The following is a 25,477-nucleotide window of genomic DNA, read 5'->3' on the forward strand; positions in this document are numbered from 1 at the left end:
AATGTCGGGTTGCGGGCGCTGCTGGAGGATGAGGCGGCGTCGGTGGCGGCGCCGGTCGCGCGGGCGCCGGGGTATCGCGATCGCATTGCGCTGATCGGGTTGCGCGGGGCGGGGAAATCGACCCTCGGGCCGTTGTTGGCGGGGCGGTTGGGGGTTCCGTTCCTGGAACTGGACCAGGAGATCGAGAAAGAAGCTGGTCTCGGGCTGGGGGAGATCATGGAACTGCATGGCCAGCCGGGATTCCGGCGGCTGGAGCTTGCGGTGCTGGACCGGCTGATTGCCCGCCATCCGAAAGCGGTGATTGCCGCCGGCGGGGGGATCGTGGCGGAGGCGGCCACGTTCGGGCGGCTGGTGGAGGCCTGCCTGACGGTGTGGGTAAAGGCGGCGCCGGAGGCGCACATGCAGCGGGTCATCGACCAGGGCGATTTGCGGCCGATGCGCGACAATCGGCGATCGATGGATGATCTGCGGGCGATCCTGGCCAGTCGCGAGGCGCTGTATGGACGCGCGGACGTGCAGATCGAGACGACCGGGCGGGCGGTGGCGGATACGCTGGCGGCGTTGGTGGAGGCTGTCGGGGGGCGGGCCGCATAAGGGCGGTGGATTGTTCAGCCGGATAGGGAGCGGCTGTGCGCGTTTCATCCGCGGGTGCGAAGATGGCCGGGACATGCCCGGCCATGACGGTGAAAGGGTGCCGGGGTCCCCTGATACGGTGAGAGAGTGCCGGTGCTACGGGTGCGAAGATGGCCGGGACATGCCCGGCCATGACGGTGAAAGGGTGCCGTGGTCCCCTGATACGATGAGAGAGCGCCGGTGCTACGGGTGCGAAGATGGCCGGGACATGCCCGGCCATGACGATGAAAGGGTGCCGTGGTCCCCTGATACGGTGAGAGAGTGCCGGTGCTACCTTGATGGGCCGATGTTAGCTTGGTGGGCCGATGCTAGCTTGGTGGCAATGGGGTTGAGACGGGATTATGGCTTGTGGGCGGCGTAGGCTGCGCCGGGCTGGACTGACATGACGAACACGGTCGGCGTGTCGTTCGGGCCGAACGGTCCCGGGACCTTGTTCTTCACCGGGGGCAGGGTTTTCAGGTAGGCGGCGATCGCCAGGGCGTCGGGCTGGGTCAGGGCGGAGAAGCCACGCCAGGGCATGGAGGGCGCCAGGATGCGTCCGTCCGGGCGCTCGCCCTTGGTGATGGCGGTGACGATCTGCTGGGCGGTCCATTTGCCCAGGCCGGTCTCCTTGTCCGGGGTCAGGTTGGGGCCGACGAACACGCCCAGGTTGGGGATGCCGAACCCGACGTCGGAGCCTCCCAGATAGCGGGTCTCGTCGGGGTGCCCGAGGAAGTGGCCTTGGGTGTGGCAATCGGTGCAGCCCATGAGCGCCACGAGGTATTTGCCATGTTCGACCTGCGGGCTGGCGGCCTGCGCCGAAACCGCGAATGTGGCGGCGAGCAGTGCCGCGAGGGCGGGAAGGATGGCTCGGCGGGGCATTCGGAGGCCTTCTGATGGTATTGCGCTATTGCGATGACGAACCATACGGCGGCGAATCGAGTCAGGCCAGCAGATTTTCCGCTGCCTTGACGACCTGTTGGACGGCGATGTCGGTCATGGCGGTGGCCACGACCGCGGTGGCGCGGCGACCGGCCGGGCGGTAGGTGGCGGCGTCGGTGGGGCCGAACAGCCCGACCGTCGGGGCGCCGGCGGCTGCGGACAGGTGCATCAGGCCGGAATCGTTGCCGATGAACAGGGACGCGGCTTGCAGCACCGCGGCGACTTCCGGCAGCGACAGGGTGCCGACGAGGTCGATGGCCTGGGGGAGTGCCGTCATCAGGGGGGCGGCCATGGCGCGTTCGGCCGGGCCGGGGCCTCCGAGGACGACGGGGACCGCGTTGGGGATCGTGGACGCGGTCAAAGCGTGGAAGGCGGCGGCGAAGCGTTCGGCGGGCCAGACCTTGGGCTGCCAGTTGGCGGTGGGTGCCAGGGCGATGATTGGTCTATCTGTTGGTAGCAAATTGCGAATACGATTTCGGTCCGCTTCGGCGATCCAGGCGACGGGCAGTGGCGGCGGCGACAGGCCCAGGATGGCGCCGAGTTGCGCGATCTTGGGACCGTCGATGCGGCGGAACACCGCCCTGCGGCGGGTGGGGATCAGCCAGGAGAGGGCCGAACCGCGGATATCGACCACCAGGTCCCAGACATGCAGAACAACGTCGGCCCAGAGCGGCAGCCAATGCCGGCTGCGGGAGCGCTTGTGCAGGACGATGGTGCGGGTTCGGTTGGGCATGCGGTCGAAGATGCCCTCGGCGACCGGACCACATACGACTGTAATCTGAGCATCCGGGTGGGTACGGATCAGATGGTCCAGCAGCCCGGTGGACAGGACCGCATCGCCCAGCCTTGTGGATGTTACGAACAGGATTTTCATCTGTGGGCGGAATTAGCAGGGGTTTGACCCGGCGGCCATGGTTGGGCAGCGTGCGCGGCCATCGAACCTACGGAGACGCGTCCATGTCAGATGAAACCTTAGTCGCCCTCGGCGAAGATTATCCGGAACTGCGCGAATCGGTTCGGCGGATCTGCGCCGGCTATCCGGGCACGTACTGGAGCGGGCTGGAGGAGAAAGAGGCGTATCCCACGGAATTCGTCGCGGAACTGACCGAGGCCGGGTTCCTCGCGGCGCTGATCCCGGAGGAGTACGGCGGGTCCGGGCTGCCGCTGCGGGCGGCGGCGGTGGTTTTGGAGGAAATCAATGCCTCCGGCTGCGTGGCCAGCCAGGGGCACGCGCAGATGTACATAATGGGCACGCTGCTGCGGCATGGCAGTGAGGCGCAGAAGCGGAAATACCTGCCGGAGATCGCGGCGGGGCGTGTCCGGTTGCAGGCGTTCGGGGTGACGGAGCCGACGACGGGGTCGGATACGACCCAATTGAAGACGCGGGCGGTGCGGGACGGCGATTCCTATGTGGTCACTGGGCAGAAGGTCTGGACGTCGCGGGCGCTGCACTCCGACATGATGCTGCTGTTGGCTCGGACGACGTCGGCCGATCAGGTGAAGAAGCGCAGCGACGGGCTGTCGGTGTTCCTGATCGACATGACGGCGAAGAACACCGGCACGGGGCTGGAGGTGCGGCCGATCAAGGCGATGATCAATCACAACACTACAGAAGTGTTTTTTGATAATTTCCGCATTCCCGCCGACAGCCTGATCGGCGAGGAAGGCAAGGGGTTCCGTTATATCCTGGACGGAATGAACGCCGAACGGATCCTGGTCGCCAGCGAGGCGGTGGGCGACGGGCGGTGGTTCGTCAAGAAAGCGACCCAGTATGCCAAGGATCGGGTGGTTTTCGGAGCGCCGATCGGGAAGAATCAGGCGGTGCAGTTCCCGATCGCCCGTGCGTGGGCGGAGCTGGAGGCGGCCGACATGGTGTGCCGGCGGGCGGCGGCGCTGTTCGACAACGGCAAGGAGTGTGGGGCAGACGCGAATATCGCCAAGCTGCTGGCCTCGGAGGCCGCGTGGAAGGCGGCGGATACGGCGATGCAGACGTTCGGCGGATTCTCCTACGCCAGGGAGTATGAGATCGAGCGCAAGTGGCGGGAGGTGCGGCTGTACCAGATCGCACCGATCTCGACGAATCTGATCCTGGGGTATGTCGGGCAGCACGTGCTGGGGATGCCGCGGTCGTATTAAACTGTGTTAATCCCGAGCGGGGGCGGTCGAAGCGTCACCTTTTTGGCTGTACCCGGCGAGGGGCGGAGTACAGCGTGTTGCTCCGTAACGGGTTGAAAGAATTGGAGAGATTCCGGTTGCGTTTTGGCGTGTCGCCGCGTCGGACCGACGGGCGGGACGGCGGCCGCCATACATTCCGAAAAGTTAACGCGTTCGCCCGTTTCGTTGACTTGCGCGGCGATCCGTAACCGCCCAGTCTGTCAGGCAGGTTTCAGCGTCCAAGAAAACGGCCCAAACGGCCCAATAACCCCGCCAAACGGTGGGCTGCCGCCTGATAGACGTGGTTGCCCGGATGTGTGGCGTGGCTGCCGGAGCGAATGCCGTACTGCCGCTGAGGCCCTTATGCTGGGAGAGGCAGGGCAATATGCGTGGTATCGTTCGACGTGACTTACTGAAGGCATCGGTTGGCTTGGCGGCGGCAGGGACGGTATTGGCCCGGCCCGCTATCGCCAAGGGCCAGACATTGAATATGTGGTGGAACCAGGGCTTCTACCCGGCCGAGGATGCGGCGTTCCACGCCCTGGTCGCCGACTGGGAAAAATCCACCGGCAACACGGTCAACCTGACACTGCTGCCGGGTCAGGCGCTGAACGAAAAGATCATCTCGGCGCTGACCAGCGGTGATGTTCCGGATCTGATGTACGCCGACAATGGACCGGCGCAGATCGTGCCGCAGAACGCCTGGCACGACAAACTGCTCGATGTGGGCGACGTCGTTGAAACCCAGAAAGCGTCGTTCAGCGCCACCGCGCTGCAGTCGTCGCAGTTCTACAATGCCGTGGAGAAGAAACGCGCCTATTACGGGGTGCCGTTCAAGGGCGCGTCGCTGAATATTCCGGTCTGGAAGTCACTTGTGGAGAAAGCCGGCTTCAAGGCGACCGACATACCCAAGACCTGGGATGCGTTCTTCGATTTCTTCCAGACCGTGCAGACCAAGCTGCGGGCGCAGCATATGCGGCATGTCTATGGCCTCGGCTATACGCTCTCCACCACGGGGGACGATCCCAACAATACCTTTAATCAATTTCTGATGGCCTATGGCGGCGGCGGGATCGTTACGCCGGACGGGCAGTTGCATCTGAAGGATCCGAAGGTGCGCAAGGCGGTGGTGACCGCACTGACCCGGCTGACCACGCCGTTCAAGCAGGGCTTCGTGCCACCCAGCGCACTGAATTGGGGTGATCCGGACAACAACAACGCGTTTCACGCCAAGGAAGTCGTGATGACGCCGAACGATACGATCTCCATCGAGACGGCGGTGATGGACGACAAGCAAGTCTATTACGATGAGATCATGACGGCGCAGATGCCGCTGGATAATGACGGCAAGCAGGTGCCGGTGCTGCTGGGCGTGGAACTGGCGTTCATTCCGAAGGGCGCCAAGAACGTTGATTTGGCAAAGGATTTCATACGCTATCTGATCCAGCCGGCTCGGCTTGGTGGGTATCTGAGAGAAGCCAAGGGCCGCTGGCTGCCGGTGATGCCGTCCACCGTGCATGACGATCCGTATTGGCTGGACCCGAAAGATCCGCACCGGCCGCCGGCGATCCGCCAGGGCGTGCTGGGACCGACCCAGACCTGGTTCTACGTGTTCAATCCGGCCTATGCGCAGGTGGATGCCGAACATGTCTTCTCGGTCGCCGCGGCGGACATCATCAATGGCATGACGCCCGACCAGGCCACCGACAAGGCGTTCGCCCGGATCGAGGAGATATTCTCAAAGTATCCGATCACCGGGCAGACCTGAGCCGCCGCGATGGACGGTTCGGTCGACACCGCCGCCCTGGCCGGCGTCGAGGCGCCGCGATCCCGGGTTCGGGCGCGGCGGTTGTGGGGCGGTGGCCTGCAAGGGTCCGACGTCAACTGGGCGCTCGCCTTCCTGGTGCCGTATACGGCGGTGTTCCTGCTGTTCGTTGTGTATCCGGTGGGCTACGGGCTGTATCTGGGGTCCAATCCGGAAAGCTACGTCGCGCTGTTTCATGACCCGGTCTATCTGAAGACCGTGGTCAACACGCTGATCTACCTGGCGATCGGGGTGAATCTGCACCTGTTCGGCGCGCTGTTGCTGTCCGGTTTCTTCACGCGGAAGAGCTGGCGGGTGCGGTCGCTGCTGCTGGTCTACATCCTGCCGTGGGCGGTGCCGGCAATCCCCACTTTCATCGCCTTCCACTGGATGCTGAACGGGGAATGGGGGTTCATCAACAACGCGCTGTATGCGGTGACCGGGCTCGATGGTCCGTCGTGGCTGAACTATCGCTGGTTGGCGCTGGGGTCGTCGCTGGTCGCCTATATCTGGAAGTGGATGCCGTTCTGGACGGTGATCCTGTTGGCCGGACGGATGGCGATCCCGCAGGAACTGTATGAGTCGGCCGCGGTGGATGGGGCGGTCGGGCTGAAACGGTTCACCTGCGTGACGTTTCCGCTGCTGGCGAATCTTTATCTGATCTGCACGCTGCTCTCGACGATATGGACCCTGGGCGACTTCAACACGATCTATTTCGTCACCGGCGGCGGGCCGTCGCTGTCCACCCATGTGCTGGCTACGTTGGGTTTTCGTGACGCGTTCGAGGTGGACAACCCGCAGCTCGGTATGGCCGCGGTGATGTCGGCGCTGCCGTTGCTGATTCCGCTGGTGATCGTGCTGATGCGCAAGCTGGCGAAGACCGAGGTGCAACTATGAGTGCCACGACCCTGGGGCACGTTCCTGCCGAGCGTCGCCGGTCGACACGAAGGCGGCCGTGGCGGCGGCCGATCGCGGTGGCGGTGGAGAGCGTCATCTGCCTGGTGATCCTGGTTTGGACGCTGACACCGCTATACACCATGTTCGAGGTGGCGCTGGAACAGAAGGACGACATCTTCAGCGGCAATCTGTGGCCAGCCAGCCCGACACTGGGCGGTTTCTGGACGGTGCTGACGCAGGATTACTGGTACGTCGCGCATTTCTGGCACGAAATGGGCAACAGCCTGATCATCGGTGCCGCCACCTGCGCTTTGACCTTGGCGATCGGCACGCTGACCAGTTTTGTGCTGGGGCGGCTGCGGCTGCGTTATAGTTGGCTGGTCAGCAACGCGGCGCTGCTGACCTATGTCATTCCGATGTCGTTCCTGGCGATCCCGTTCTACCGGGTGATGCAGAACTATGGGCTGGCGGACAATTTGTGGGCGGTGATCTTTGTCGAGGTTACTTTTGCCACGCCTTATGCAATTTTTATCTTTCAGCAATATGGCACCTCCATTCCGATCGAACTGGATGAGGCGGCGCGGATCGATGGTGCCTCGCCTTGGGCGATCTACTGGCGGATTTACCTGCCGCTGATGAAGCCGGCGATGGTGGCGGTGGGGACCTATGCGCTGCTGCTGGCGTGGAACGAATATTTGTACATGTTCCTGCTGCTGTCCTCGGATACGCATATGACGGTGCCGGTGGCGTTGGGGCAGTTCCTCAACAGCGATGAGGCGCCGTGGAACCTGATGATGGCGACGGCGGTGATTTACGCGGTGCCGCCGGTGGTTATCTACTACGCGTTCCGCAAGCATATGACGGCGGGGCTGACGATGGGCGGCGTGAAGGGGTAGGCGGCGGCCCGAAGGTAGTGACAAATCAATTGACAGCGGTCGGACGGTTGCCTCATCCTTTCGCCGAGGCAACTGTAGAATAATAACGATAATAATACCAACGGAGCGAGGTTTGACCGACTGGGACCGCTGGCACCGTCATGCCGGGGCATGCGGGCTTTTGAGGCCCGTGCCGGCGTGACGCGGACAAGTGCCTGGACTCATTTTCGCCGATGCTTGCCTTGCTTCGCCCGCTGCCGTCGAGATGGTTCGCGTGGCGAATGATATTGTGCCGTGGGCCACACTCGAAAGTGTCCGATCAAAGTCATAAATGCCGAAAAATGCAGTAAAATTGGGGCGGCAAAGAATTGACAGGGGCCAACGAGGCCCCTTAAGCTGTCGCTAAGGCAGGCGTTTGAAAACAGCCATGCCAAACGAGCCGGCACCAAATGTCCGGCCAACAGGGAAGGTAAGCGACCATGATCAACATGAGTCGGCGGACGGTTATAGCGGGGTCACTCGGTTTAGCGACAGTTGGGACTTTGGCACGGCCGTATATCGCTAGAGCCGATGCGAAGACGGCCGTGGTCTGGATGAACCAGGGCTTCGTGCCGCAGGAAGACGCCGCGTTCGTGGCGGTGGCCGAGGGCTATATGAAGGCCAGCGGCAACAAGCTGGAATACAGCATCATGCCGTTCATGGCGCAGAACCAAAAGACGATCTCGGCGCTGACCAGCGGTGACGTTCCCGATCTGGTGTTCATGGACGCACCGAGTTCGATCCTGCCGCAGAACGCCTGGGACGATAAGCTGGTGGACGTCAGCGACGTCGTGACGCCCTTTGAGGCTCAACTGTCGGATTCTGCAAAGCTGGGATCGACATTTTATAACAAGGCGACGAAAAAGCGCAGTTATTACCTGTGCCCGATCAAGCAGGGCGCAACGCCGTTCCATGTGTGGGGCGACCTGGTGACGAAGGCCGGGTTGAACATCGCGGACGCGCCGAAGACGTGGAACGGGTTCTTCGATTTCTTCAAGCCGGCACAGAAGACGTTGCGCGGGAAGGGGATGCGGAAGGTCTATGCGCTGGGATTGCAGGTCACCACGGTGGGGCCGAACGACGGCAACAACGTGTTCACCCACTTCGTGATCGCCAATGGCGGCGAGAAGCTGGTGACGCCGGACGGCAAGCTGCATACCGACGATCCGAAGATCCGCGAGGCGGCGATCAAGTCGGTGGAATGGATGACGGATGCCTACACGCAAGGCTACGTGCCGCCCGAGGCGTTGAGCTGGAACGATGCCGACGACAACAACGGTTTCCACGAGAAGCTGTTCATCATGGATTTCGACGGCACGCTGTCGACGGAACTGGCGATGTTCAAGGACAAGCAGGCGTTCCTGCATGACATGTTGACCTTTGCCCCGGCGCAGAAGAACGACGGCACGCCGATGGTCACGCAGGTCAATGCCGGCGGCGGCTTCATTCCGAAAGGGGCGAAGAACGTCGAGGTTGCCAAGGACTTCATGAAGTATTTCATGCAGCCGAAGGTGATGAACGAAAACCTGAAGGCCGGGCTGGGCCGGTGGCTGCCGGCGATGCCGCAGGCGGTGAAGGATGACCCGTGGTGGATGGACAGCGGTGAGCCGTGCCTGAAACCGTATGTCGAGGAAGGCATCATCAATCCGACGATGCCTGTTTATGAGGGGTTCACGCCTGCCTGGGGCCAGGTCAATGCCGAACAGCTCTGGGGCCAGGCGCATGCCGACGTCATCAAGAACGGGATGAAGGTGTCGGACGCGGTGGACAAGGCGTTCAAGCGGGCCAACGAGATTTTCGCGCGCTTTACCTTTGGCTGAGTGTTGGACGATTCACTATTGAGCGACTGATCGACGGGCTGACTTATCAGCGAGGCGAGCATGAGCGTTTCACAGCGGGCGTTGGCGATCGGCGGGGTCAGCGCCCCGCGCTCTAGGCGGCGCGCCTGGTTCGGCGGGTTGCGTGGGGCGGACTACATCTGGGCGATCGCCTTTGCGGTGCCGTATGTGGCGCTGTTCCTCGCCTTCGTTGTCTACCCGATTTGTTATGGGTTGTGGCTGGGCAGCGAGCCTGAGCTGTACACCCAGTTGTTCTCGGACCCGCGCTACTTCACCGCGGTGCTGAATACGCTGGTCTATGTTGGCATCGGCGTGAATTTGAAGATGTTCCTGGCGTTCCTGCTGTCAGGCTTCTTCATGCGCAAGGGCTGGTGGGTGAAGGCACTGCTGGTTGTCTTCATCCTGCCTTGGGCGACGCCGGCGCTGCCGGCCTATATCTCAATCCATTGGCTGATGAACGGCCAGTGGGGGATGTTCAACAACATATTGTATCTGTTGTTCGGGATTGACGGGCCCATCTACCTCAATTCGCACTGGATGGGGCTGGCGTGCAATATCGGCGCCTATGTCTGGAAGAACCTGCCGTTCTGGACGGTGATCCTGTTGGCCGGGCGCATGTCGATCCCGCAGGAACTGTATGAAGCGGCGGCGGTGGACGGTGCCACGGGGGTACGCAAGTTCGCCCATGTGACGTATCCGCTGATGGCGAACCTGTATCTGGTGTGCGTGTTGCTGGATACGGTGTTTGCGCTGGGCGACTTCAACGCGACCAACTTCGTGTCGGGCGGCGGGCCGGCGATGTCCACCGAGGTGCTGGCGACGTTGGGCATCCGCTATGCCTATACGTTGGCGCTGCCGCGGCTGGGCGTGGCGGAGGTGATGACCGCGCTGCCGTTGCTGATTCCGCTGGTTTACATATTGATGCGCAAGCTTCGCGTGTCGGAGGGGCAGCTATGAGCGTGACCTACGACCGGGTTGTCCGAGCGAAACCGCCGGTTACGGTGGGTTCGGGTAGCGTGCAGGCGGTTCGCCGGCGCAGGCGGCCGAACTACCGGCTGCGGCGTTACGGGATGGAAGCGCTGGCCGTCGTGATCGGCGTGCTGATTGCGGTCTGGTCGCTGCTGCCGATCTACAACATGATCATCATCTCGCTCGATAGTCATGACGATATCTTCAGCGGGGCGGTCTGGCCGGCGAACCCGTCGCTGGAGAGCTATCGCGTCGTGGTGACGGAGGATTTCTGGTACCTCGCGCGGTTCTGGCATCAGTTCGGCAACAGCTTCTATGTCGGGCTGTCGGTGATGTTCCTGACATTGGCGATCGGCTCGCTGGCCAGCTTCACGATCGGCCGGATGCGGATCCGCAACGGCTGGATGCTGAGCAACGCGGCGCTGATGACGTACGTCATTCCGGCGTCGTTCCTGGCGATACCGATGTATCGGATCATGCAGATTTACGGGCTGTCTAACAGCCTGTGGTCGGTGATCCTGGCGCTGACGACGTTCGCGACACCGTACGCGATTTTCATTTTCTCGCAGTATGGCAAGTCGATCCCGATGGAGTTGGATGAGTCGGCGAGGATTGACGGGGCGAACCCGTGGCAGATCTATTTCCGGATCTACCTGCCGTTGATGGCGCCGGCGTTGGTCGCGGTGGGGACATATGCGCTGCTGCTGGCGTGGAACGAATATCTGTACAACTTCCTGCTGCTGTCCACGCCGGACAGCATGACGGTGGCGGTGGCGCTGGCGCAGTTCCTGAACAGCGATGAGTCGCCGTGGAACTTCATGATGGCCACGGCGATCATCTACGCGTTGCCGCCGATCATCCTGTACTACGGGTTCCGGCGCTACATGGCGGCGGGGCTGACCATGGGTGGTGTGAAGGGCTGATCGCGGCACCCCGCGGCGATGAGCGGCTCGCGGCTGGCGCTGGGATCGGGCCGCTCCGCCGCTGTCAGTGGGATTTGGCCGCCGCCCTGGCGCTGGATGTTGCGTGGGTCGGATACCGCCTGGGCGATTGCTTTCGTGGTTCCGTATGTGGCGGTCTTCGCGGCGTTCGTCATCTATCCGATCGGGTTCGGGCTGTGGATGGGGCGCGATCCGGCGCTTTATGGGTTGCTGTTCTCGGATCCGCTGTATTTGACGACGGCGATCAATACGCTGCTGTTTGTCGCCATCGGCGTGAACGTGCAGATGTTCCTGGCGTTTCTGCTGTCCGGCTTCTTCCTGAGCCGAAGCTGGTGGGTTCGGTCGCTGCTGGCGATCTACCTGGTGCCGTGGGCGTTGCCGGGGCTGGTGGCATTTACCTCCATCCACTTCATGCTGGTGACGCAATGGGGACTGCTCGACAGCCTGTGGCGGGCGGTGACGGGTGGCGATGGGCCGTTGTTCCTGGTCTCGGCCTGGATCGCCATGGCGGCGAACATCGTGTCGTATATCTGGAAATGGATGCCGTTCTGGACCCTGGTATTCCTGGCGGCTCGGATGGCGATCCCGCGGGATATCCATGAGGCGGCGGATATCGACGGCGCCACGGGGTATCGGCGGCTGGTTCACGTGACGTTTCCGCTGCTGGCGAATGTCTATCTGATTTCGACGTTGCTCTCCACAATCTGGACGCTGGGGGATTTCACCACGGTGTATTTCGTGTCGAGCGGGGCGCCGGCGAAACTGACGGAGGTGCTGGCGACCTACGGGTTCCATGAGGCGTTCGATTTTGGTTATCCGAACCTGGGGGTGGCGGCGATGTTGTCGGCGCTGCCGGTGCTGATCCCGCTGGTGCTGCTGCTGATGCGGCGGGTACGGGTGACGGGCGTGCAGCTATGAACGCCGCGCGTTATCGGCGGCGGCGGCGCCTGGTGACGGCGGGCAAGGTGGGGCTGGGCGTCGGGCTGTTGGTGTGGACGCTGCTGCCTGTGTACAACATGCTGCTGATGGCGCTGGATGACGACGCCGACGAGTTTACCGGCAGTATCTGGCCGCCCGATCCGAACCTGGACAGTTTCTGGTCGGTGTGGACTGAAGATTACTGGCTCATGAAGCATTTCTGGCACCAGTTCGGCAACAGTATCATCCTGGGCCTCGCGACGATGGTGCTGACGGTGCTGATCGGGTCGCTGACCAGTTTCTCGCTGGGCCGGATGCGGTTGCGCAGGGGGTGGATCGTCAGCGACCTCGCGCTGCTGACCTATCTGCTGCCGACGGCGCTGCTGGCGATCCCGTTCGTTCACATTATGCATCGGTACGGGCTGTCGGACAGTCTGTGGGCGGTGATCGCGGCGGAGGTCACCTTTGCCACGCCGTACGCTATTCTGATCCTGCATCAATATGGCAGGCTGATTCCGATGGAGCTGGATGAGGCGGCGAAAATCGATGGGGCCTCGCCGTTCCAGGTGTATCGTCTGGTGTATATACCGTTGATGGCGCCGGCACTGGTCGCGGTGGGGGTTTATGCGCTGATCCTGACGTGGAACGAGTATCTGTATCAGTATCTACTGCTGTCATCGACCGATCATATGACGGTGGCGGTGATGATCAACCAGTTCTTCGACAGTGATGAGGCGCCGTGGAACTACATGATGGCGATTGCTATCATTTACTCGCTGCCGCCGGTCGCGATCTATTTCGGGTTGCGCCGGTATATGGTGGCGGGATTGGCGTCGGGGGGCGTGAAGGGGTAGGGGGAATTGCCTGGTCGGATCGGCCATGCCTCATTCGTCAGGCGGGGCGTGTTCCGACGGTCTCCGCACCACGGGCGAAGCGCGGATGGTTCGGACTAACGCCGGGCCATGACGGTGAAAGGGTGCCAGTGCCTGTCTGACGCCTATGGGGCGAGCCCGGCCTGACCCCGGCAAGCCACCATCGGACATGGCCAAACGGGGCGGGGGGGTGTATCGGGTCGTCTTTGTGTTCTCAGCCAAGGGTGACTGATTTGCCTGATCCGTCGGCATTGCCCGACCTGCTCGCGTGACCCCCGCTGCTCGTATCGCCGCCGCGGTCGATCTGCTGGAGGTGATCGAGGGCGCCCCGAAGCGTCCCGCCGATGCCGTTGCCAACGATTTTTTCCGCTCCCGCCGCTACATCGGTTCCGGCGATCGCCGAGCCGTGTCCGATCGGGTGTGGACGATCTTGCGCGGGCGCCGGCGCATTGGCTGGTGGCTGGGCAATGCGCCGTCGTCCGCCCGGCTGCTGGTCGCGGCGTCGCTGCTGCTGGAGGGTTGGACCAAATCCGGCGTGCAGCAGGCGTTCTCCGGCGGGCAGTTCGCCGCGCCGCCGCTGGACCGGGCGGAAGCGGGTGCGCTGACCCGGATCGAGGGGCATACGATCGATCATCCCACCATGCCGGATGCGGTACGGCTGGAGATTCCGGATTGGCTGCTGCCCAGGCTGACCGCGCGTTTTGGGGCCAGCCTGCCGGCGGAGATGGCGGCGCTGTCGCTGCCGGCGGCGCTGGATATGCGGGTCAATCTGCTGAAGGGCGACCGTGACCAGGCGAAAGCGGCGCTGGCGGCCGAGGGGTGGGAGGCGGACGCGACCCGGTTCTCTCCCTGGGGTCTGCGGATTGATGGGCGGCGGCCGGTGACCAGTGGTCCGGCGTTCCAATCCGGCCTGGTGGAGATCCAGGATGAGGGCAGCCAGCTTGTTGCCGTGATGGTTGGTGCGGCGCCGGGGATGCGGGTGGCGGACTGGTGCGCCGGGGCGGGGGGGAAGACCCTTGCGTTGGCCAGTGCGATGGAAAATCGTGGCCAGATCGTCGCTTGTGACGTGTCCGCTCCGCGGCTGGACGGCGCGGTCCGGCGTTTGCGCCGAGCGGGGGTGCATAATGTGGAGCGGCATCTGGTGGAAACGGGGGACAAGTGGTTGAAGCGGCGGGCCGGGACGTTCGATCGCGTGCTTGTGGATGCCCCCTGCACGGGGACGGGCACCTGGCGGCGTAACCCGGATGCCCGGTTGCGGCTGAAGGAGACAGACCTGGCCGAGTTGCTTCCCAAGCAGGCCGGGATTCTGGATACCGCGCAAAGTTTGGTGCGCAAGGGCGGGTGTTTGGTTTACGCTACTTGTTCGCTTCTGGAAGAGGAAAACGAGGCTCAGGTGACCAGCTTCTTGCTTCGCCATCCCGATTTCGCCGTGGTCCCGTTGGACCGGTCATGGCCGCTGGAGCAACCGCCGCCAAACAGCGGTGCGTTCCTGTCGCTGACCCCGGCCCGGCACGGCACCGACGGCTTCTTCACCGCGGTGCTGGAGCGGACGGCATGATTTCGCTGCGCAAGGCCAGGGTGGCCGATGCGATCGCCATTGGCGCGGTTCATGTCGCGGCGTGGCGCAGCGCCTATCCGGGGATTCTGCCGGACACGTTCCTCGCCAAGATGTCGGTGTCGCGGCAAGCGGCGTTCTATGACGCGGCGATCCGTGGCGGCACGGGGGTGACAGTCGCAACGGCCTCCGGCGTGGATGTGCCGGCGGGCAGTGGGCCGCGGATCATCGGGTTCTCCACGGCCGGGCGGGCGCGCCACGTGGAAGTCGCCGGCCGGCGGCTGGCGGAGGGGGAAGTCGAAACGCTGTATGTGCTGGACGACTGGCGGGAACGTGGCGTTGGGCGCCGGCTGATGCGGGCTTCGGCGGCGCATCTGGCGGATATCGGTTGCCGGTCCGCGTTCCTGTGGGTGCTGCGCGACAATCCCAGCCGGTGGTTCTACCAGCGGTTGGGCGGGCGATCGGTGGCGGAACAGACGATCCAGATCGCCGGCCAGGCGGTGGCGCAGACGGCGTTCGTGTGGGACCCGATCGAGCAACTGCTGGCGGCGTCGCCGCAGGCTTCGTAAATCGGGTGCGGATAGAAAATCGCCAAGTGTGACCGGCGTTTGCAAAGTCTTGTTCAGGTTTGACTCGAACCGTCGGGGCCAGTAACGATTTGGTGGATCCGGGAACCGTTTCGTAGGCATGGCCAGGTTTTGTTTTGATGGCTGGTCGCGCGTGCCACGTGTCCTCCAGTGGTCGAATTTCCTATCGGAAATCGAGAATAATATCATTAACTGTGTTTTTGTCCGTCCTCGTCTGTGGTTATGAGGTTGTCTTACATAAACGTCTACAAATCTCGACAAATTGCCATTGACGCGACGCGGCGGCCAACATCATTATCAACCGGTCATATTTAGTATCAAACCGACATTTTGTTCGGCTGCCGAGGATTGCAGACGCCATGGCCAGGCCAAAGACATCTCGTTTGCCGGCGATTATCCTGGATTCCACGAAATACGTCCTGGCGGACTGGCTGGCTCGGGTTATCGCGACCGCGGATAAGCGGATTCCCAGGGCTGAACTGGAGGAACAGTGCGAATCGATCGTCGCGGCGCTGGTGGCGGCCTGTCATGAAGGGGACCTGACCGACATCAACGACCCGTCGCTGACCGCACTGCGGGAGATCGTTGTCGACTTGTCACTGTCCCGCGGTCTGCAAGGGTTCTCGGCGATGGAAACCGCGACGTTCGTGCTGTCGCTGAAGGCGCCGCTGTTTGCCTGTCTTCGTATGGCACTGACATCGGAGCCGGAGCATCTGGTGGCCGAGACGCTGACGATCAGCGAACTGATCGACGCGCTGGCGCTGTTCATGATGGAGTCGTTCCAGCGGACGCGGGAGGAACTGATCAGTCGGCAGCGGTCCGAGATGACCGAGTCCCCCTCGGCGCCGGTGATGCGGATGTGGCAGGGCATCGTGGCTCTGCCGCTTGTGGGTGCGTTGGATGCCGACCGCACGCAGGCGGCGATGGAGCACCTGCTGGACTGCATCATGCAATACGAAGCGGAATTCGCCATCATCGACATCAGCGAGGTGCCGGTGATCGAGGACCGGGTCTTCCAGCAGATGCTGAAGACCGTCGCTGCCATTCGGCTGATGGGGGCCGATTGCATCATCAGCGGGATCCGGCCGCATATCGCCCAGACGATGGTGCATCTGGGTGTCGAACTGAACGTCGTGTCCAAATCCAACCTGGCGGATGCGTTCGCGCTGGCGCTGCGGCGGATGGGCCGGATGGTGGTCAAGCAGACCCGTTCGGAGACAGCGGCTTAGAGGCGGATACGGGTGTGGCGGGCCGGTCTATCCTTGCGTTGACCGCGCTGCGTATTGCAAGTCGTGGATTGCCGGGTCATGACACGAGGGGCCGCCAATCTTCGCCGCCTTCATCTACATAGAAACGCTCCATGGGTTGTCCGCGTTTGGAGGGATTCATGGTTCGTTAGTATCCGCAGCGTAAGATTTTCGCGCGCCCCTCAGGCGTTGGTACGGACGCCAAGGCATTTTTTGAGGCGGATTAGCGGGATAAGGAGGGGATGAAGGGGATTTGCGGTTTTGGGGGCCGGTCACCGAACGGATTGTTGGGTGTGGTTTTCGGGTTGCCAATGCGCTCGGTCATGGGTTCGTTGAGTCTACGAGTATGCCCTTGCGCATGAGATGCGACAGTCCGGGCTCAGCGTCGTGTAGCGGCGGGGAATCGTGGTCTTTTGCGACGACGTGATTGTTGGCGAATATTCAGCCGGCCTGCTGGTCGAGGATTGGGTCACCGTCGAACGCAAGATAGTCCGCGCGCTGAGCGACGTGCATGTCCCGCAATGCCGAAATTACTTGCCGGCGAACCGGTAAGCCTTTGGGTCTGCTGATTAACTTCGGCCGGCCCAAAGTCGAAATTCGCCGCATCACCAGCGGGGCCTGATTGGGAGCGCCATCCCCTTCATCCCCCTTTATCCCGCGTCATCCGCCTTAAAAGAGAGATGCTATGGCCGTGGCTCCTACGGGCAGGGTTTCATTCATGGCGGGTCGGGCTGCCGATGGAAACTTATACCAGCGGCTGGTGATGTCTACACATCAGCCTCGTCTTGGGCCGGCGAAGTCCGGGTCATCTGATCCAGTTCCTTACTGGGGCGGATGGCCCGGACTTCGCCGTGCCATGACGAATCGAGAGGCTTGGGCCATGACGAATCGAGAGTCGGCCGGTATTGGCGGGGTTATAACCCGAACAGCGTCTTTGCGTTGCCGCCGGCGATCGCGGCCCGGTCGGCGTCGGTGAATGAGGCGACCGAGGCGATGTGACCGAGCGGGTCGTATTCCGCCATGTCGTAGGGGTAGTCGGTGCCGAGGAGGATTTTCTCCACGCCGAACAGTTTCACCAGGGCCTCGAGCTGGTCGGGGGTGAAGACGATGGTGTCGAGATAGATTTTCTTCAGATAGAAGCTTGGGGGTTTGGGCAGGTTGCCGTGCGCGTCGCTGCGCGCGCCCCAGGCGTGATCGATCCGGCCGGAGTAGGCCGGCAGGAAGCCACCGCCGTGGGAGGCGATGATCTTCAGGTTGGGGTAGCGTTCCAGCACGCCGTCGAAGATCAGGTAATGCAGCGCCATCGTCGTATCCAACGGATTGCCGATGACGTTGCTGAAGTAGTATTTGCTGAAGCGCCTGGGTTCGGTGAAGCTGTTGGGGTGGATGAACACCACCGCGCCGAGGGCCTCGGCTTTTGCCCAGAACGGCTCGAACGACGGGTCCGATAGTTCGAGGTTGCCGACATGGGCGAGGACCTCGACGCCTTTGAGGCCGAGGGTTTTCACGGCGTATTCCAGTTCCTCGGCCGCCGCGGCGCCGCCGGCTTGCAGCGGCACCGATCCCATGGCGGCGGGAATGCGATCGCGCTGTTTGGCGGCGATGGCGGCGACGCCTTCATTGACCAGGCGCGCGGCCTTGATGCCGATTTCGGGTGGGACGGCGTAATAGCACTGGGGCGGGGCGGGGCTGATGACCTGTGCGTCCAGCCCCATGGCGTCGAAATCGCGCATGCGCAGCGCCAGGTCCGTCAGGTTGGGTGTCCGGTCCTCATCCTGCTTGCGGCCGAGGATGCGGGTTTCCTCGGTGTAGGTGGCGGCCCTGGGGTCGGGGTGCTGGTGCGGTTTCACATAGTCGGCGGCGGCGGGCACCTGCACATGGGAATGGATGTCGACGGTCAGGCTGCGGGGCCTGATCTCTCGGCCGGGGCGGCCGTGGGTGCGGGCGGCTGTCAGATCGTAGCGGTTGTTCGGGTCGGCCATTGTTTTTCGTTGCCTTTTCGGTTTCGCACGTTGCCGGCAGATTGGCGCGGGCTGGCCGGGATGGCAACCGCATGAGGGGGCGCCGACGGGACAGGATTACGTTAAGTATTCGTATTGTTTGTGGGGGATGGCGGGCTTTGGCGTGAGGGGCGCGGTTGCGGTGTGGCGGCGGCTTGATTACCGTCGGGGTTGAAGATCGGCATAACGGGAACGTCGGGATCATGAGCAAGCATGTGGTGGCTACCGTCGCGGAGATTCCGCCGGGTCAGCGGAAACTCGTTACGATTCGCGGGCGGCAGATCGCCGTGTTCAATTTGGACGGTGAATTCTTCGGGCTGTTCAACCGCTGCCCGCATCAGGGTGGCCCGATGTGCGAAGGCATCCTGACCGGGCTGATCGAGTCGGATGAGCCGGGCGACTACCGCTACTCCCGCAAGGGCGAAATCCTGCGGTGCCCGTGGCATGGGTGGGAGTTCGACGTGCGCACCGGCCAGAGTTTCTGCGATCCGTCCAAGATCAGCGTCCGCGAGTATCCGGTCGAGGTTGTCGAGGGTGCCCGCGTGGTGGAGGGGCCGTATGTCGCGGAAACCATCCCGGTGACGGTCGAGGAGCAGTACGTCGTCGTGGAGATGTAGCGTTTTGAGCGCGTGATTCACGCGCCCCGCACGATCGTGCTCAGGCCGGTAGCAGGCAGCGCTCGACGGCGGGCAGGAAGTGCTCGACCGTTGGGGTTTGCAGGTTTTTCACCTTCGCCTGTTCATCGAAGCGGCGCAGTTGCACGGCGGCCGCGGACTGGGGCAGGGCGTCGAAAGCGGCGACCTCGGGCGGCGACATCGGGCCGCCTTGCAGCGACAGGCTGAGGACGGAGTCTTTCGACAGTTTGGCGAAATAATCGGCTTCGGTGGCGCAGAGGTAGCGCTTGGCGGCGACGTGCAGGCGGACGGGTTCGGTGACCTCGGCGCCGAACAGGGTGGCCAGGAAGTCATGGCCGCGCTGTTCGTGCTGGTCGTCGATGCCGGCTTCGGCGGGGTTGTCGCCGAGGTCATGCACGAGGTGGCCGATGTCGTGCAGCAGGCTGGCTGCGATCAGGGCATCCGAACAGCCGGTTTTCTCGGCGAGCCAGGCCGCCTGAAGCGCGTGCTGGCGCTGGTTGACGGCACTCAGCCCGTACGATCCGTCGGCCTTCAGGGTCAGCAGATCGGCGATGTGTGCCAGTCTTGGGTCGGTCATCCGGGGGTCCTGCCTGTGCCGTGAATGGGCCGGACGGTATCGACCCATAGGGTGGGGCGCAACGCGCGGCGCGTGTGAAGATCTTGTGACGGGCCGCCAAGGTTACGATTTGTCTGCCTCAAACGGCAGCCTGGCCTGGCGAGTTCTGCGCGCTGGATCGAGCGCACTGGCGTCCGTGCTGTATCGGCGGCGGGCAGCTTCGTGGCGATGTCGTCCTGGAAGCTATCCCTTTGCCAGTTGCTGTTCCACCAGCGTTGCCCACCACGATGCGCCGACCGGCAGGATTTCGTCGTTGAAATCGTATCGCGGGTGATGCAGCAGCGGGTCGTTCGTGCCGCGCGCGCCGCCCAGCATCAGATAGGCGCCCTGTTTGGCATTCAGCATGTAGGCGAAATCCTCTCCGCCCATGGTTGGCGCCCGCATCTCTCTTACGCCGTCGCCGCCGGCGACATGCCGAGCGGCATCCACCGCGAGGGCGGTTGCCTCGGCATCGTTCACCGTGGCCGGGGCGTGGCGGAAGAAGTGCAGGTCGGCTGTCGCGCCGAAGCTTTCGGCGACGCCGTGGACCAGCCGCTTCATGCCTGATTCGATCTGGTCGCCGACCTCCGACCGGTACCAGCGGGCGGTGCCTTTCATCGTTACGCGTTCGGGCAGGATGTTGTAAGCCTCGCCGCCGGCGATGCTGCCGATCGACACGACGCCGCCCTCGATCGGCTCGATGTTGCGGGAAACGATCGTCTGCAGTGCGCCGACGATCTGGGCCGAGACCATGATCGGGTCGATGCCCTGGTGCGGCGAGGCACCGTGGCTGCCCTTGCCGGTCACCACGATGTCGAAGAAGCCGACCGCCGCCATGACCGGGCCGGTGCGCCAAAGAAATGTTCCGGCTTTCATCTCGGGCCAGTTGTGCAGGCCGTAGACTTTATCCATCGGGCAGCGTTGGAACAGGCCGTCCTTGACCATCATGTCGGCACCGCCCTCGAATTCCTCGGCGGGCTGGAAGATCAGGTAGACGGTGCCGTCGAAGTTGCGGGTCTCGGCCAGGTATTTCGCTGCCCCCAGCAGCATTGTCGTGTGGCCGTCGTGACCGCAGGCGTGCATCACGCCCTGGGTTTGGCTGGCATGCGGCAGGCCGGTTTCCTCATGGATCGGCAGTGCATCCATGTCGGCCCGCAGGCCGATCGCCCGGTCGGACGTTCCGGATCGGATCACGCCGACGACGCCGTGGGTCGCCATGCCGGTGATGATCTCATCCACGCCGAATTCGGCCAGTTTGGCGCGCACCACGCCGGAGGTGCGGCTTTCCTGCATCGACAGTTCGGGGTGGGCGTGCAGGTCGCGGCGCCATTCGGTCATGTCGGCGTGGATCGCGGCGATGCTGTTGATGATCGGCATAGGGGTCTCCGGCGGGATCGCTATTCGTGGAATGGCGCGAAGGTTAGCGCAAGCCCTTCCGGCAGCGGAATCGGCTCGACGCCCAGAATTGCGCGCATGGGTGCGATGTCGAATGCCTTGTCCTCTATCAGGCGGCGGATTTCCGCCGGCTGGATCGTCGGCAGGGCGGTGACGTGCCTGGTCAGGCGGGCGGCTACGATCAGCGGCGCGGCGGGGAAGGGGATGATGAGCGGTTTTCGCAGCGATGCCGCGGCGGCGACCGCTCGGACGAGGTCGGCGTAGGGGATTGGTTCCGGGCCGGCGATCACCAGGGCGGAGGGACCGTCCCATCGGCGGTCCAGGGCTGCCCTGATGCAGCGTGTCACGTCGGTTTGGTGGATGGGCTGCACCAGGAACCGGCCGCCACCGGGCAGGGGCATGACCGGCAGCCGCCGCAGCAGGCCGGCGAGGCGCTGGACGTTGTTCTCGCCCTGGGCGCCGTAGATCATCGTCGGGTGCAGCATCACGCCGTTGCGGCCGGAGTCCAGCAGCGCGGCTTCTCCGGCCAGGACGCCGTTGCCGTGGGCGTCCGGCCAGCGGGTGAACTTGCGCGTGCTGCCGAGCAGGATCAGCACGGCGGCGGCGGGCGCGGCGGCGAGGATGGCTGGTGTATGCCGGGCGTGGGCGCAGGACACGATGCGGGTGGCGCCGGCCAGGGCCTGAGCCAAGGCAGCGGGCGCGCGAAGGTCGGCCTGTCTTGGTTCGCCCGGCAGGTCGGTGGCGGCCCATTTTGCCGGATCGCGCACCACCGGCACCACCGGGATGTCATCAGCCAACAGGGATTGGCACAGCGCCAGACCGGAGCGGCCGGACGCGCCAATGACGTAAACAGGATCGCTCATGCGTGCTGAAACGCACATCTTGTGCGGTGGGACAAGACCCTGGGAGATATGCCCAAGGTAATCGCATTTGAAATCGGTGCGATGTCGTCCGTCGGCGGATTTGTCGATCCAGGGAAGAATTTGGAACCGCAGATGAACGAAGATAAGGAAAATTAAAACCTGATGGTGGTCGAGGTGGAATGGGTCGCCATCGCTGATAGTATTCTTGGATAATATTGCGTTTATTTTTCGGTCCAAGTTCTTACTTGTCTGACCCTTGCCAAGGGCAACCGCCGGACACGCACCGATCGGTCTGTTACAGTCACCATCGCGCCATCCACGCGTGCGTCCTCGAACAACGTAAGTGCAGCCGGCGCGGCAAACAACGCGACACTCAGAGACCGGCCACCCGATCGGAAGCCAGCTCCAACCCCTCGTACAACCCTGAAAATGGCAACGCCAATCCTAATTCCGGTATCTCGATTGATGCCGCCGTACCCTCCAGAAGAACGGCACTTTGAATCCCAAGCCGCCCATCCGCGTCACGCGCATAGACCATCGCACGCAATTCATCCCGGCTGATCAGCACATAGGTCCGAACATTGGGTGTGGCATCGTAGTCGCGCAGCTTCAAACTCTGGTCGATCCATCCCGTACTCTTGGACAGGACCTCGAAGACTGCCACTGGCTCCTGAGCATACAATGCACCCGGCACGCGCGGGCCGCAGTCAACCAGAGCGTCCGGATAGCGGCCGTCCTTTCCCGCCCTTACCTTCAGATCGGGCCCGTGCGGCCGGCAAGGTTTGCCGCGCAACTGCGCGTGCAATGCGGCACGCAAATTGTTGCCGATGGTGTCCTGGTCCGCCGTCCCTCCACCCATGGCGTAGACTTGGCCATCCACAAGCTCGTAGCGGGTCGGCTGGCGAGACTCCCAGTCGAGGTAGGTTTCCCAGGTCCAATTCGTCTGCCGCTTTGCCTCCGACATCCGGCCCTCCGGATGCCATCCTGGCACGAAACCGGCTACCCGACACCGTCAAACAAGGCAGCGTCCGAGCGGCAGACTGTCGTCGTCCTCACCGAACCGGTGTGTTCGCCCGCAGGAATGTCCGCACATGCCGCAGCGCCAGCGGGATCAGGTCTTTCGGATCCTTCCACGGATACAGGCTGACCTGCGCGTTCGGCGCCAACCGAACGGATTCCATCGCCACGGCGTAGGGGTGCGCTGGAACGTCATCCGGCAGTACCAGCAACGGCGTCTTACACTGGCGGACGAAATCCCGGCTGACCGTGAACACGAAATCGGGGTCCGTGCGGTACATCCTGGTCAGGAAGGCGTCCACGGTTGCCATCGTGATTTCGGGCCGTTTGGCGCACAGGGCCGGGCCCCAGCCGGTCATATTGTTGTTGTAGAACAGATCACGCATTTCCGGCCGCGACCCGCTGGGTTGTGCCAGCACGGCGGCGACAACGCGATTGGGTGCCCGGCGCAGCATGTTCCAGATGAACGGGCCGCCGATGCAGAACCCCATCACCAGGAACTTGTCGATGCCCAGGTGATCCATCAGCCCCAGTTGATCGTCGGTATAGGAATCCCAGGGCCGATCGACCTCCAACGGGCCGGTGGACTGGCCGCCATTGGCGTTGCGAAGGTCCATCGAGATGCAGCGGAATTCGTCCTTGAACGATTCGAACGCGTTGAATGGCCCTTTCTCGTTGAGGAAGGAGATATCCGAATTCAACCCCCCGCCCGGGATCATCAGCAGGGGAAAGCCGGAACCGACCTCCTCGTAATGAATACGCACGTCGCCTTTTTCGTAGAACGGCATGACAACATCCTCCCTGTGCAACTGTGATGCGACCCAGGCCCGGGCGTCAATCCGCGATCCGGGGCAGCACTTCATCCGTCAACAACCGGAACGATCGTCCGCTCATCGGCGCGGCCATCAGATAGTTCATCCCGATCCGTTCGCCAAATGCCAGGATCTGATCGCTCACGCTGTCCGCGGTGCCGTGGATCATCACGTCGTCCAAGTAATAATCCACCGGATCCTTGCCGCCGAAATTGCGGGCCTCCTGACGAACGCTGTTATGTTTGGGTCCGACGTAGGATGCGATCGTCCATTCCGCCACGCGTTTCGCCACCGCGCGGGCTTTCTCGGCCGTTTCATCCACGGCGACCAGCCTGGCCATCGGGATCAGCCGGCCGGCGTCGGTGTATCCCGCCTCGGCCAGCTTTGCCGCGTAATGTTGTCGTTTCGTGACCAGATCGGCGCGGGTCGAGTGCGGGTCCATCAGGATGGAATACCCCTGGCTCGCCGCCCAATCGATGGCGGGTGTGGATGACGCCGCCATCCAGACCGGCGGATGCGGCGCCTGGACGGGCTTGGGCAGCACCTCGATCCCGTCATACTGGAAGAACCGGCCTTCGTGCGACAGGCGCTGGTTGGTCCACGCCTTCAGCACGATCTCGACCGCTTCGTGGAACCTGGGCGCGCTTTCCTCACCCGGGATGCCGAAGGCGGCGAACTCGCTGCGTTCGAAGCCGCGTCCGGCGCCCCAGTTGACCCGCCCGCCCGACAGCACGTCCAGCAGCGCCACTTCCTCGGCCAGCCGCAGCGGGTTGTAGAACGGCGCCAGCGACACTGCCATGCCGATCCGCAGGCGTTTAGTCCTGGCCGCCGCCATGGTGCCCATCATGTGGACCGACGGGCAGACGGAAAAGCTGGAAAAATGGTGCTCTGCCAGCCAGACCGCGTCGTAGCCGGTCTGGTCCATGATGGAAAAGCGCTCCAGCGCGGTTTCATAGACCGAATTGAGCGGCACCGACCGGTCGCGCCAGCCGAAGAACTGCAGAATCCCGACTTTCATTGTTTCCCGTCTCCCCCGGGGATGCTGTGCTTCCCCGCCGCGAAAGTCCACCGCTTGCCGCGCCGACCCCCTGGCACCAAACTGCCACCAAACAGGAGAAACCCCATGGATCTTAAAGGCGCGGTCGCGCTTGTCACCGGCGGTAACGGCGGTCTTGGCCAACGCATTTGTCACGCTCTGGCGAAAGAAGGCGCCCACATCGCCGTCATGTACGCCCAAAGTAAGGACCAGGCCGAAACCGTTGCCCGGGATCTGGCTGCTCGCTACCAGATCAATGCCGCCGCTTTCGGCTGCGACATCACCGACGGCACGGCCATCCAGGCGCTGATCGACAACGTCATGAAGCGCTTCGGCCGGCTCGACATCCTGATCAACGACGCCGCCTACAACCACGCTGTTCCGTTCCAAAACCTCGACGACATGACGCCGCAGGTCTGGGACAAGATCATGGCGGTCAACCTGACCGGGCCGATGCGACTGACCCAGGCCGCGGCGCCGATCATGAAGGCGCAGGGCAGGGGGCGTGTGGTCAATATCGCCTCGGTCGCCGGGCTGCACCCGACGGGGTCTTCCATCGCCTATGCGGTGTCCAAGGCCGGGCTGATCCACCTGACCCGCTGCATGGCGGTGGCGATGGCGCCGGAGACGCTGGTCAACTGCGTCGCCCCCGGGCTGATCGAGGGCACCCGAGCGACCGCCAATCTGCGGCCAGAGATGATCGAGCGTTCCGCGTCCACCGCGCTGCTGAAGAAGGCCGCGGACAAGGACGACTGCGCCGACCAGGTCGTCACCATGTGCCGCACCGAAACCATGACCGGCCAGACCATTGTCATCGACGCCGGGCGCGTGTTCCATTAGAGCCGGGTGACTTCGCTTGCGCTCAGCCACCCAG

The 25,477-nt window shown here is 63.3% G+C and carries 25 protein-coding genes; 16 read left to right on the forward strand and 9 right to left on the reverse strand.

The window, feature by feature from the left end; genetic code table 11:
* Nucleotides 1-594 (forward strand): shikimate kinase (locus tag GSQ89_RS10095; protein WP_305782254.1); only part of this gene is annotated, 594 nt, incomplete at its 5' end.
* 378 nt (nucleotides 595-972) lie between these two features.
* Here the strand turns inward: GSQ89_RS10095 and GSQ89_RS10100 are convergent.
* Together GSQ89_RS10100 and GSQ89_RS10105 are read right to left on the reverse strand one after the other, a co-directional pair.
* Nucleotides 973-1,494: a c-type cytochrome gene (locus GSQ89_RS10100; RefSeq protein WP_216856097.1), complete on the reverse strand. Its 522-nt coding sequence runs from the start codon at nucleotides 1,492-1,494 to the stop codon at nucleotides 973-975.
* Between the two features lie 61 nt (nucleotides 1,495-1,555).
* Entirely contained in the window at nucleotides 1,556-2,428 is an 873-nt protein-coding gene (locus tag GSQ89_RS10105) for a glycosyltransferase family 9 protein (protein WP_158924620.1), read from the reverse strand.
* 83 nt (nucleotides 2,429-2,511) lie between these two features.
* Here GSQ89_RS10105 and GSQ89_RS10110 point away from each other — a divergent pair, with 83 nt between their 5' ends.
* The 13 genes from GSQ89_RS10110 to GSQ89_RS40075 all read left to right on the forward strand — a co-directional run bounded on the left by GSQ89_RS10110 (nucleotide 2,512) and on the right by GSQ89_RS40075 (nucleotide 16,802).
* Nucleotides 2,512-3,690, forward strand: coding sequence for an acyl-CoA dehydrogenase family protein (locus tag GSQ89_RS10110; protein ID WP_158924622.1), 1,179 nt, complete (start codon nucleotides 2,512-2,514; stop codon nucleotides 3,688-3,690).
* A gap of 403 nt (nucleotides 3,691-4,093) precedes the next feature.
* The gene (locus GSQ89_RS10115; protein ID WP_158924624.1) at nucleotides 4,094-5,476 is read left to right on the forward strand and encodes an ABC transporter substrate-binding protein; all 1,383 of its coding nucleotides are present in this window, start codon (nucleotides 4,094-4,096) and stop codon (nucleotides 5,474-5,476) included.
* Nucleotides 5,477-5,485: 9 nt separating this feature from the next.
* On the forward strand, nucleotides 5,486-6,409 hold the full coding sequence (locus GSQ89_RS10120) for a carbohydrate ABC transporter permease (RefSeq protein WP_158924626.1): 924 nt from the start codon (nucleotides 5,486-5,488) through the stop codon (nucleotides 6,407-6,409).
* Nucleotides 6,406-7,305 (forward strand): carbohydrate ABC transporter permease, encoded by a 900-nt coding sequence (locus GSQ89_RS10125; RefSeq protein WP_158924628.1) that lies wholly within the window; start codon nucleotides 6,406-6,408, stop codon nucleotides 7,303-7,305. The genes GSQ89_RS10120 and GSQ89_RS10125 overlap by 4 nt, the downstream gene beginning before the upstream one ends.
* A 458-nt stretch (nucleotides 7,306-7,763) precedes the next feature.
* The gene (locus GSQ89_RS10130) at nucleotides 7,764-9,143 is read left to right on the forward strand and encodes an ABC transporter substrate-binding protein (protein ID WP_158924630.1); all 1,380 of its coding nucleotides are present in this window, start codon (nucleotides 7,764-7,766) and stop codon (nucleotides 9,141-9,143) included.
* Nucleotides 9,144-9,203: 60 nt separating this feature from the next.
* On the forward strand, nucleotides 9,204-10,118 hold the full coding sequence (locus tag GSQ89_RS10135) for a carbohydrate ABC transporter permease (protein WP_158924632.1): 915 nt from the start codon (nucleotides 9,204-9,206) through the stop codon (nucleotides 10,116-10,118).
* On the forward strand, nucleotides 10,115-11,053 hold the full coding sequence (locus GSQ89_RS10140; protein WP_216856098.1) for a carbohydrate ABC transporter permease: 939 nt from the start codon (nucleotides 10,115-10,117) through the stop codon (nucleotides 11,051-11,053). Before GSQ89_RS10135 ends, GSQ89_RS10140 begins: the two co-directional genes overlap by 4 nt.
* An 18-nt stretch (nucleotides 11,054-11,071) precedes the next feature.
* Entirely contained in the window at nucleotides 11,072-11,989 is a 918-nt protein-coding gene (locus GSQ89_RS10145; protein ID WP_158924634.1) for a carbohydrate ABC transporter permease, read from the forward strand.
* Entirely contained in the window at nucleotides 11,986-12,843 is an 858-nt protein-coding gene (locus GSQ89_RS10150; protein WP_158924636.1) for a carbohydrate ABC transporter permease, read from the forward strand. Before GSQ89_RS10145 ends, GSQ89_RS10150 begins: the two co-directional genes overlap by 4 nt.
* A gap of 286 nt (nucleotides 12,844-13,129) precedes the next feature.
* Nucleotides 13,130-14,419 (forward strand): RsmB/NOP family class I SAM-dependent RNA methyltransferase, encoded by a 1,290-nt coding sequence (locus GSQ89_RS10155; RefSeq protein WP_158924638.1) that lies wholly within the window; start codon nucleotides 13,130-13,132, stop codon nucleotides 14,417-14,419.
* Nucleotides 14,416-14,985 (forward strand): GNAT family N-acetyltransferase, encoded by a 570-nt coding sequence (locus GSQ89_RS10160; RefSeq protein WP_158924640.1) that lies wholly within the window; start codon nucleotides 14,416-14,418, stop codon nucleotides 14,983-14,985. Before GSQ89_RS10155 ends, GSQ89_RS10160 begins: the two co-directional genes overlap by 4 nt.
* Before the next feature lie 377 nt (nucleotides 14,986-15,362).
* Complete coding sequence (locus tag GSQ89_RS10165; protein WP_158924642.1) at nucleotides 15,363-16,232, forward strand: STAS domain-containing protein; 870 nt, start codon at nucleotides 15,363-15,365, stop codon at nucleotides 16,230-16,232.
* Between the two features lie 423 nt (nucleotides 16,233-16,655).
* A complete protein-coding gene (locus GSQ89_RS40075) occupies nucleotides 16,656-16,802 on the forward strand; it encodes a GxxExxY protein (RefSeq protein WP_216856099.1) in 147 nt (48 codons plus the stop codon).
* Between the two features lie 362 nt (nucleotides 16,803-17,164).
* On the opposite strand, the gene GSQ89_RS10175 is transcribed toward GSQ89_RS40075, so the two are convergent.
* Nucleotides 17,165-18,232, reverse strand: a complete 1,068-nt coding sequence (locus GSQ89_RS10175) for an amidohydrolase family protein (RefSeq protein ID WP_158924644.1) — start codon at nucleotides 18,230-18,232, stop codon at nucleotides 17,165-17,167.
* 221 nt (nucleotides 18,233-18,453) lie between these two features.
* On the opposite strand from GSQ89_RS10175, the gene GSQ89_RS10180 reads away from it, so the two are divergent.
* The gene (locus GSQ89_RS10180) at nucleotides 18,454-18,867 is read left to right on the forward strand and encodes a Rieske (2Fe-2S) protein (RefSeq protein WP_158924646.1); all 414 of its coding nucleotides are present in this window, start codon (nucleotides 18,454-18,456) and stop codon (nucleotides 18,865-18,867) included.
* Nucleotides 18,868-18,907: 40 nt separating this feature from the next.
* Here GSQ89_RS10180 and GSQ89_RS10185 read toward each other — a convergent pair whose 3' ends face one another.
* The 6 genes from GSQ89_RS10185 to GSQ89_RS10210 form a co-directional block, all read right to left on the reverse strand.
* Nucleotides 18,908-19,462 carry an HD domain-containing protein gene (locus GSQ89_RS10185; protein WP_158924648.1) on the reverse strand — a complete coding sequence of 185 codons (555 nt, stop codon included), beginning with the start codon at nucleotides 19,460-19,462 and terminating at the stop codon, nucleotides 18,908-18,910.
* A 222-nt stretch (nucleotides 19,463-19,684) separates the two neighbouring features.
* Entirely contained in the window at nucleotides 19,685-20,857 is a 1,173-nt protein-coding gene (locus GSQ89_RS10190) for a M20 aminoacylase family protein (protein WP_158924650.1), read from the reverse strand.
* A gap of 20 nt (nucleotides 20,858-20,877) precedes the next feature.
* The gene (locus GSQ89_RS10195; RefSeq protein ID WP_158924652.1) at nucleotides 20,878-21,738 is read right to left on the reverse strand and encodes an NAD(P)H-binding protein; all 861 of its coding nucleotides are present in this window, start codon (nucleotides 21,736-21,738) and stop codon (nucleotides 20,878-20,880) included.
* 373 nt (nucleotides 21,739-22,111) lie between these two features.
* Nucleotides 22,112-22,702, reverse strand: coding sequence for a Uma2 family endonuclease (locus GSQ89_RS10200; RefSeq protein WP_158924654.1), 591 nt, complete (start codon nucleotides 22,700-22,702; stop codon nucleotides 22,112-22,114).
* An 88-nt stretch (nucleotides 22,703-22,790) separates the two neighbouring features.
* Nucleotides 22,791-23,543, reverse strand: coding sequence for an alpha/beta fold hydrolase (locus GSQ89_RS10205; RefSeq protein WP_158924656.1), 753 nt, complete (start codon nucleotides 23,541-23,543; stop codon nucleotides 22,791-22,793).
* 46 nt (nucleotides 23,544-23,589) lie between these two features.
* The gene (locus GSQ89_RS10210; protein WP_158924658.1) at nucleotides 23,590-24,585 is read right to left on the reverse strand and encodes an LLM class flavin-dependent oxidoreductase; all 996 of its coding nucleotides are present in this window, start codon (nucleotides 24,583-24,585) and stop codon (nucleotides 23,590-23,592) included.
* A 105-nt stretch (nucleotides 24,586-24,690) separates the two neighbouring features.
* Here GSQ89_RS10210 and GSQ89_RS10215 point away from each other — a divergent pair, with 105 nt between their 5' ends.
* Entirely contained in the window at nucleotides 24,691-25,443 is a 753-nt protein-coding gene (locus GSQ89_RS10215) for an SDR family NAD(P)-dependent oxidoreductase (protein ID WP_158924660.1), read from the forward strand.
* Nucleotides 25,444-25,477 lie beyond the last annotated feature (34 nt).

The organism is Acidisphaera sp. S103, from assembly GCF_009765975.1.
Lineage (GTDB): Bacteria > Pseudomonadota > Alphaproteobacteria > Acetobacterales > Acetobacteraceae > Rhodopila.